Genomic DNA, 7,084 nt, shown 5'->3' with positions numbered 1-7,084 from the left:
CTCACGCAGCTGCTCGGACTCCTTGGCGGTGACGCCCTGCCGGGTGCCGGCCTCGACGTCGGCGGCCTTCATCCAGTTGCGCAGGCACGACTCGGAGATGCCGAGGTCCTTGGCGATCGTCGAGATCGGGGCCTCGCCCTTACGGGCGAGGGCGACCGCGTCGTCGCGGAACTCCTGGGGGTAGGGTGCGGGCACGGGACACATCCTTCCAGCGGGGACACACGTCCCCACAGGTCAGGTGTCAACCGAACCTGCAGCAGTCCCGCTGTGGCAGATGGACGTCGTGGGCTGCGTCGGCCTGGTCGACGGCACCAGCGAGAAATGCTTGACCGGTGTCGACGACCACTCGCGGTTCTGCGGGTGCGCGGCCCTGATGAGCGCCGAACGCACCCAGAAGGTCTGCGACGCGTTCAGCGCGGCGTTGACCAGGTACGGATGCCCCCAGCAGGTGCTGACCGACCACGGCAAGGTCTCCACGGGCCGGTTCAACCACCCGCCTACGGAGGTGCTGTTCGACGCGATCTGCCGGCGCAACGGCATCGAGCCCCTGCTGACCAAGCCGAGGTCGCCGACCACCACGGGAAAGATCGAACGATTCCACCGCACCCTCGCGCCGAGTTCGGCACGGGCCCGCGATGACGCGGTGCTCGAAGAAGACCTTCGCCCGCCACGTGATCGTGCCGGTCGGCGGTAGGCGGCCGGCGACGGGCGACGGACATCCGTGTCGGCGCGGTAGGGCCGGATTCTGGTCCACCCACGAACCCGGAAGCAGCACAACCATGCCGAGGCATCGACAGGATCTGGCTGGTGTCGGCCAGGTGGCACAGCGTGCGGACGGGCACGCCGAGCACCGCGGCCGCGTCCTTGGTGCGACAATACTGGCGGGCGGGGGTGACGGTTGCGGGTTCCGGCCGCGTGGGCATGGTCATTATGGTTCTCCTTCGGTGTGACGGCTGTCCTCCGGAGCCACGGTGGCCCCGGAGGGGTGGCGCGGGTTGCGCCACGCGCGCGGTCTTGGCGGTGGTCTCGCACCCGATCCCGACGCTCTGGGACAGGGTGTGGACGGCGGTGGCGGACGGCGCCCGGCGCACCACCGGGCCGACGGTGCCCTGCCAGAAGTCCGTGAGCGCGCGCAGAGTGGTGGTCTTGCCCGAGCCGGCCGGCCCCAGCAGCGCGTCAACCACACGGGCGGAGCCCACGATCGCCTCGACTGCGGCGACCTGATTCGAGGGCGAGCTCGACGAAGTGAAGCGGCAGCCGGCGGACCGATCGGTCGAGCATGACTGCCCAGCCGAACATGCGGCGTCCGTCTCGGTGCTGACGATGAGCGCACGTTCCGCGGCGAGCAGCTTGGTGGAGGTGCACACGTTCTCGCCGACCCCGCGGGCGTCCGGGTCCCGGGTGTCGTCCGGGTGCATGCAGGCCTGAGCCGCTTCGGTGACGAGCGTGTCAAGGAGCGCGCGTCGCTCGGCGGGCTATGCCATGCGCAAAGGCTTGGAGGCGCGCAGGGCCTCGGTGGCGGGGTTCCACGTGGTCCACACCGACCGCTTGGCCGAGACCTCGGCCAGCAGCTGGTCTTTCATCATCGCCCGCACATCGGGCCCGATGTCGTGAAGTGCAGCGCGCGCCCGTACCGCCCTTGTAGGCCCTGGCCGCGAGGTCCTGGCGGCGCCGGTGAGCGCGCGGGCGTGGTTGGCCCACTCGGTCAGCAGCTCGGCCAGGGGCCGGACAGTCTTCGGTGGCCGGATGGTCCGCGCGAGGTACTGGCGAGCCTTCGTCGTTTCGACTCGCGTCGGCTCCCGACCGTGGTCCGCGACGAACTTGGCGGCCCAATCCTGCTCGGCGCAGCGGATCTGCTCCGAGCAAACCGAGAAGTGCGCCAGGACGGCGTCGTCGATGTCGTCGATCTCGAACACGGGATTCCGTCGAGGGCCGCGGTCGCGATGCGAGCATCGGACCGGGAGTCGGCGGGCGACCTCGTCGGCGAGCACGGAATCGCACAGCTCAGAGACGATAATGGTCGCCGCGTGGACCGTCTTGCGATCCACCGACCGCCAGATCCCGTCCGGACCCTGCACCTTGTCCGCGACGACGGCGTGCTTGTACACATTCGGATCGATTGCGCGGATATCCCAGTGGTCGAACGCGGCTGCAATCATGCTTAGTGTGGTGACCTGCCGTCGCCCGCCTCCCCGACCCGGGTGCGGATGACGCACCTTTCGACGACGCCAAGGCGGGCCGAGAGCCGCCCGATGTGCGGCGTAGGCGGTGGATCGGGTCCGGTCGTCGGCGCGGCCCACAAGACCGAGACAGACTTCGGCACGGTGAGCTCAAGGTCGTAACCGACGACAGCAGGCCGGCGCTGCGCACCGCGACCATCATCGCCGCCCTGCACTGGCGGCCCGTAGCGGTTGTACGGCCGCCCGAGAGGCGCCCCGGTGACGGAGCCGTTACCGTCTCGGAAGAACGCGGTCATCGCCCGTTCGCTGACGTGTGCCCCGAGCACGAGCTGCTCGACCGCGCCGACGCCCAGCCCAACGAAGCCGGCACCCTGCCACCGGCCAGCGGGGCTGCCTGTCTGATGGTAGGACTGTTTCAGCGTTTGCCCAGGCTCGAGGTCGGTATCGCCCGCAGCGAAATGCTGGGTCAGGTACGTGTACCCGACCCCAGCCGTCGACATGTGCGTCCACATCACGGCGCGCTGCCACCCGGGAGCCGCCGCCTGGACCGCCCCGCCTGGTCTTCGTGGCACATAGGCAAGTCGGCCGACAACCTCTGCGGTGCTGTCGTTGGCTCAGGGGGCAGGCGCTGTTGCTCGCACCCCGACGGTCCGACGCGAACCCGTCATCGCTCCCGGGCCGAGTCCACCGACCACCGGGTGTCCCGTGCCATGACGACGACTCGGCGTTCGACGACCGTCGCCGAAGCCCCGGGCCCCCTGCTGGCCCATTGGGCCGATGACGGCTTCTGGCCTCCGCTTGCACTTCGTGCGAAGCGGGGCGCATGCATGAGCAAGCGGGCTGCCGCGCGGGAGGCTGACAGCCGCGGCGGCTTCCCTCTCCCTTTGCGAGTCGTCTCTCCCGGCATCAAGGCACAGGCTCCAAGCGGCGCTCTCCCGGCTGACGGCGGCGTGGCTCCGCCACTGGTCCCGCTGATAGCGTCGGAGGGTAGCCGCGTGCTGAGGCGCGGATTGCCACCCGGAATCGAGGGCAAGTGTCAATCGAGTCACCGTACGCAACTGTCAATCGAATTGTCCTGACTCAGGACCTGAGTTGGCTTTTGGAGCAACATCGGCGCGGGCAACTTGACCTTGACCCCCCATACCAGCGCAGGAGCGTTTGGACACCGCGCGACCGTCGCTACTTCATGGACACGATTTTCAAGAACTATCCATCGCCAGCCGTCTTCCTGCACAAGACCATCGACTTCGCCACCGGCGAGTCGATGTACCACGTGGTAGACGGCAAACAGCGCATAAGCACGGTCTTGATGTTCCTGGCAAACAAGGTGTACTTGCCGAAAGAGTTCGGTGACTTGCGCTTTGATGGCAAACGATGGCGAGACCTCACCGACGACGAGGCCAAGTCGCGGCTGTGGAATTACCGCGTGACTATTGAGGAGGTTGACGACGTCTCGCCAACGTTTGTTCAGGAGGTCTTCGAACGGCTCAACAAGAACTCCAGGAAACTGACGCCGCAGGAACTGCGCCATGCACGCTTCGACGGCTGGATGATTCGTTTCCTGGAAGAAGAGGCCGCTCAGCCGATCTGGACGGTATTTAAGATCAACACCGCGGCAAAAGAAAAGCGTATGACCGACGTGCAGAACCTTGCAGAACTTGCGATGACGGTGATGCGGCGGCGGGTGTCCGGCTTCGACCAGGAAGACATCGATTCCTTCTTCGCCGAGTACGACGAGGTCGAGGCCGATGAGAGCGACTTCGACGTGGATGACTTCAGGAGACACTTCTTTGCTGTTCGTGATTGGCTAGCCGACCTTGATCGCGAGACCGGCGTGGTCGCACAGGTTGCGCAGCCTTTCATGCACTTTTACACGCTCTGGGCATACGTAGCTCGGCTGCCGGAAAAGCCTGTTGACCATGCCGCCTTCGGCGATGCGTATCGACGGTTCATGCGCGCTGTCGGACAGTATGAAGTGGACCCGGCGCGGGAGGTCGCAGAGGGCGGTATGCCGGACCCTTCCGACACCTATGACGACTGGGTGCGGCGTTACAAGTTGGCTTCAAGGGGTGCGACCACCGAAGAGCCACAGCGCCAGGCACGTCTTGAGGCGTTGGCCCAGGCCCTGACGCTGGCGCCGACCGTTCCGTGAAGATTGATCCCGCCATTCGTACCCGGTTCGAGCGGCAGGCGGCCATAGCGAGTGCATTGAAGCGCGAGGTAGATCGCGACCTCCTCAAGCGGAAGCACGCTGCGTGGCACTACGAAAGCCGTGTCAAGGCCGACGAGAGTTTCGCTCTGAAGGTCGAAACAGGACGAGTAAAAAACCTCGACGAGGTGGAAGACGTATTCGGCGCAACTCTGGTTGTCCCGAATTCGGCACTACTCGCGGACGCTGAGGCTGTAGTCACAGAACGATACAGGTTGCAAGAGCGGCGCCCGTTGAGGTCTCAGATTACGACCAAGAAGCCAGAGGAGTTCCGGTTCGACGATATACGACTGTATGTTAGGTATGCCCGCACCGAGGGCGAAAGAACTGCAATTCCGGACGGAGCTCTCTTTGAGGTGCAGGTCAAGACGTTCTTGCAACACGCGTGGACAGTAGCCACCCACGACCTGGTCTACAAGTCGGATCAGCGCGATTGGCGACGTGAGCGCGTTGCGTACCAAATCAAAGCGAACCTCGAACAAGCCGAAGTGGTGATCGGTGCGATAGAAGGTCTGGCTGCGAGCGCCGTCCTCCCAGCCGAGAACCCGGCCATCGACGAGATAAATCTAATCATCGCAGTGCTTTCAGAGGAGTGGTCGGGGACTGCCTTGCCCCGTGATGTTCGACGTCTAGCTGAGTCGATCCAGGTTTTGCTGACTGTTGTAGAAAGCGGGGGGGACACGGACAAAGCACGACTTCTAAAAGAGTTGCTTGTGCGAGGGCGGGAGCGGAGTGCGGGCGCGCACAGTCTAGACTGGTCTCCTTATCGGTCGGTCCTGAACTACGTGGCGCACGAGCACGAAGCAAAATTGAGAAAGCGCGTCCGAGGCGCTTCACGACAGAAACTCCTCATGTACCCGGAAACGCTAGCAGCCCTAGGTACCGACCCTAGCGAGGCCAGTGGCGCTGTCGTCGTCACCTGAACTGTTCTGTCGCCATGACGATTCCGGGTTAACGCCCTTGAACAGTGCGAGATGATTCTGCTTGGCGCTTAGCGGAAGATTGGGACTATCCGGCCGCTTTCGTTCTCGCTCTACGCCGCAAATCCCACGATGTAAGGGCGCTCTCTACCAAATTATCCACCTGCGTTTGAGAAGGTAAGCAACTCGGTGCTTCGGCGCCCAAGCGCCGAAGTGTGGTCGCGTCGGGGTAGCGCATGGACCTAAGATCCGTAGCGTTGACCTGCGTGTGACCTGAAAAGGTACGGAAGAATCTATCTACCAAGGTGGAGTTCAGCCAGAGGCATAGACCTTTTGCAGTCGATTCGTCGATGCCGGCGCCCCCGGAGTGAAAGACGTTAAGGTGGTTCTCAAAGGCGACGGGGCCCGGCGCTTGGGTGGGCGACCAAACTGCCGCGACGATGCGGCGCCGTTCCTCTTTGGCCGAAAAGCGCTTGACGACGCAATACCATCCACTAGGCATCAACAGAGAGTTATCACGAGCGGTTTCCGGCTCGAACCATTGAGGCTTGCGAATGTCGGTGCGCGGCCAATTGACGCGACCCGCGCGGAGGTTTCCTGGGTAGATCAGCGGCGCAGAGGTGGGTTGCGGGGTTTCACGAATCGACGCCCGCGACCTGAAATCAACGACACGGCCCGTGGATGCTTCCAGCGTTAGGTTGTCGAGCGTAGCCGGGAGCGACAAGAAACGCTCCGATAACTCGTCATCGGCATCGGTCGTCGCCAGACGGATGAAGCGATGGGGGTCGTTCACATGGACGACTGCCGAGTATGCGGCTGTTCGGCACACGACATTGTTCTCGTGGTCCGAACTGACGGACAGCACAATGCTGTCGTGCGCGCCGCCCTTAGTGGCCGAGAAGATGATGTTGTCCTGGAGCACTCCGGTGTCTGCAAACACTTTGGCCCGGGACTCGAATATGTGTACGCGATCAAAGGATACCTGGTCCAGCAGGTAGTGGCGAAACGCCCCAAAATGAGGGCCGTTTGCGAATGACCTGGGCGTGATGGCTACTAGTTGTCCTCCCGGCTTCAGGGCCTGTGTGCCGAGAGCCAAGAAGGCAGCGTAAAGATTCGGTGCGTCGACGCCCGCGTCGCGGAGCAGGCGCCGATGAGCGGAAGATGACGCGAGTTTCCGGTAAGGCGGATTCTGAATAACCACGTCGAAGTTGAGAAGCCGAGAATCCGTGGTGCCGGTCGCTAGTTCGATGTAGTCACCTTCAATAACTTGGTACGTCATGCGACCGTTCGAAGCGATTGTGCAGTCTTCCAGGGTTGCGTTGAGAAATGGAATTAGGATGGGGTCGCGTTCCACGGCGACGATGTGGAGCGTTCGGCTGGTCTCCGCGAGCACGCGCGCAACTAGGGCTGTCGTCAACATCCCGGATCCGGATCCTGGATCCAGAATGCGCAAAGTATGCGCGTCATCGGTTACTCGGGCGGTTCTCGCGATTAGAGCGGCCGCAGAGGCGGGCGTGAAGAACTGTCCCAGCTCAGCCCGAGCCGCTGACTCCAAGACCGTCGAGGCCTCAATGCGTCGGCCTTCGGCACGCTCGAGGAGGGCTGTCATCATGGGTCTCACGATAGTTGCTTCACTGAACGCGCCCGGCACAGCGCTTGCGTCGCGCTCGGCGCCAGCGTGTGCGACCAGATCGCGGAGGTGAGGCTTGCCTGTGACCGCCAGCAGCGCTTCGGGGTGTTGTGGCTGCCGCCGCGGATACTCCGCCGAGCGCCTG

At 63.8% G+C, this 7,084-nt stretch carries 6 protein-coding genes and 2 pseudogenes; 3 read left to right on the top strand and 5 right to left on the bottom strand.

Going from position 1 to position 7,084, the window contains the following annotated elements; genetic code table 11:
• Positions 1 to 195, bottom strand: a 195-nt coding sequence (locus tag BM048_RS06585) for a transposase (protein ID WP_090031657.1), incomplete at its 3' end; no start/stop codon positions are given.
• 58 nt (positions 196 to 253) lie between these two features.
• Between BM048_RS06585 and BM048_RS06580 the strand changes: the two are divergent.
• Positions 254 to 610: pseudogene (locus BM048_RS06580) on the top strand (DDE-type integrase/transposase/recombinase); the annotation flags it as partial.
• Here the strand turns inward: BM048_RS06580 and BM048_RS19130 are convergent.
• From BM048_RS19130 to BM048_RS19125, 3 genes and pseudogenes are all read right to left on the bottom strand, one after another.
• Positions 498 to 1,418: an AAA family ATPase gene (locus BM048_RS19130; protein WP_090031655.1), complete on the bottom strand. Its 921-nt coding sequence runs from the start codon at positions 1,416 to 1,418 to the stop codon at positions 498 to 500. The pseudogene BM048_RS06580 and the gene BM048_RS19130 sit on opposite strands and share 113 nt — an antisense overlap.
• Before the next feature lie 57 nt (positions 1,419 to 1,475).
• A complete protein-coding gene (locus BM048_RS18690; RefSeq protein ID WP_275407345.1) occupies positions 1,476 to 2,300 on the bottom strand; it encodes a relaxase domain-containing protein in 825 nt (274 codons plus the stop codon).
• Positions 2,300 to 2,680, bottom strand: a pseudogene (locus BM048_RS19125) (relaxase domain-containing protein); the annotation flags it as partial. The pseudogene BM048_RS19125 and the gene BM048_RS18690, both read right to left, overlap by 1 nt.
• A 533-nt stretch (positions 2,681 to 3,213) precedes the next feature.
• Between BM048_RS19125 and BM048_RS06560 the strand changes: the two are divergent.
• Positions 3,214 to 4,332, top strand: a complete 1,119-nt coding sequence (locus tag BM048_RS06560; RefSeq protein ID WP_175499348.1) for a GmrSD restriction endonuclease domain-containing protein — start codon at positions 3,214 to 3,216, stop codon at positions 4,330 to 4,332.
• On the top strand, positions 4,329 to 5,312 hold the full coding sequence (locus BM048_RS06555) for a nucleotidyltransferase family protein (protein WP_090031649.1): 984 nt from the start codon (positions 4,329 to 4,331) through the stop codon (positions 5,310 to 5,312). The genes BM048_RS06560 and BM048_RS06555 overlap by 4 nt, the downstream gene beginning before the upstream one ends.
• Positions 5,313 to 5,397: 85 nt before the next feature.
• On the opposite strand, the gene BM048_RS06550 is transcribed toward BM048_RS06555, so the two are convergent.
• A complete protein-coding gene (locus BM048_RS06550; protein WP_090031647.1) occupies positions 5,398 to 6,921 on the bottom strand; it encodes an Eco57I restriction-modification methylase domain-containing protein in 1,524 nt (507 codons plus the stop codon).
• Positions 6,922 to 7,084 lie beyond the last annotated feature (163 nt).

The sequence above is a fragment of the Cellulomonas marina genome (assembly GCF_900111925.1).
Taxonomy (GTDB): domain Bacteria; phylum Actinomycetota; class Actinomycetes; order Actinomycetales; family Cellulomonadaceae; genus Cellulomonas; species Cellulomonas marina.
This window is presented reverse-complemented; position numbering and strand designations above follow the sequence as displayed.

Bases quoted from the DNA above. Each gene is read 5' to 3' on its own strand.
- BM048_RS06550 (WP_090031647.1), bottom strand. From the start codon at position 6,921: ATGATGACAGCCCTCCTCGAGCGTGCCGAAGGCCGACGCATTGAGGCC.
- BM048_RS19130 (WP_090031655.1), bottom strand. From the start codon at position 1,418: ATGCACCCGGACGACACCCGGGACCCGGACGCCCGCGGGGTCGGCGAG.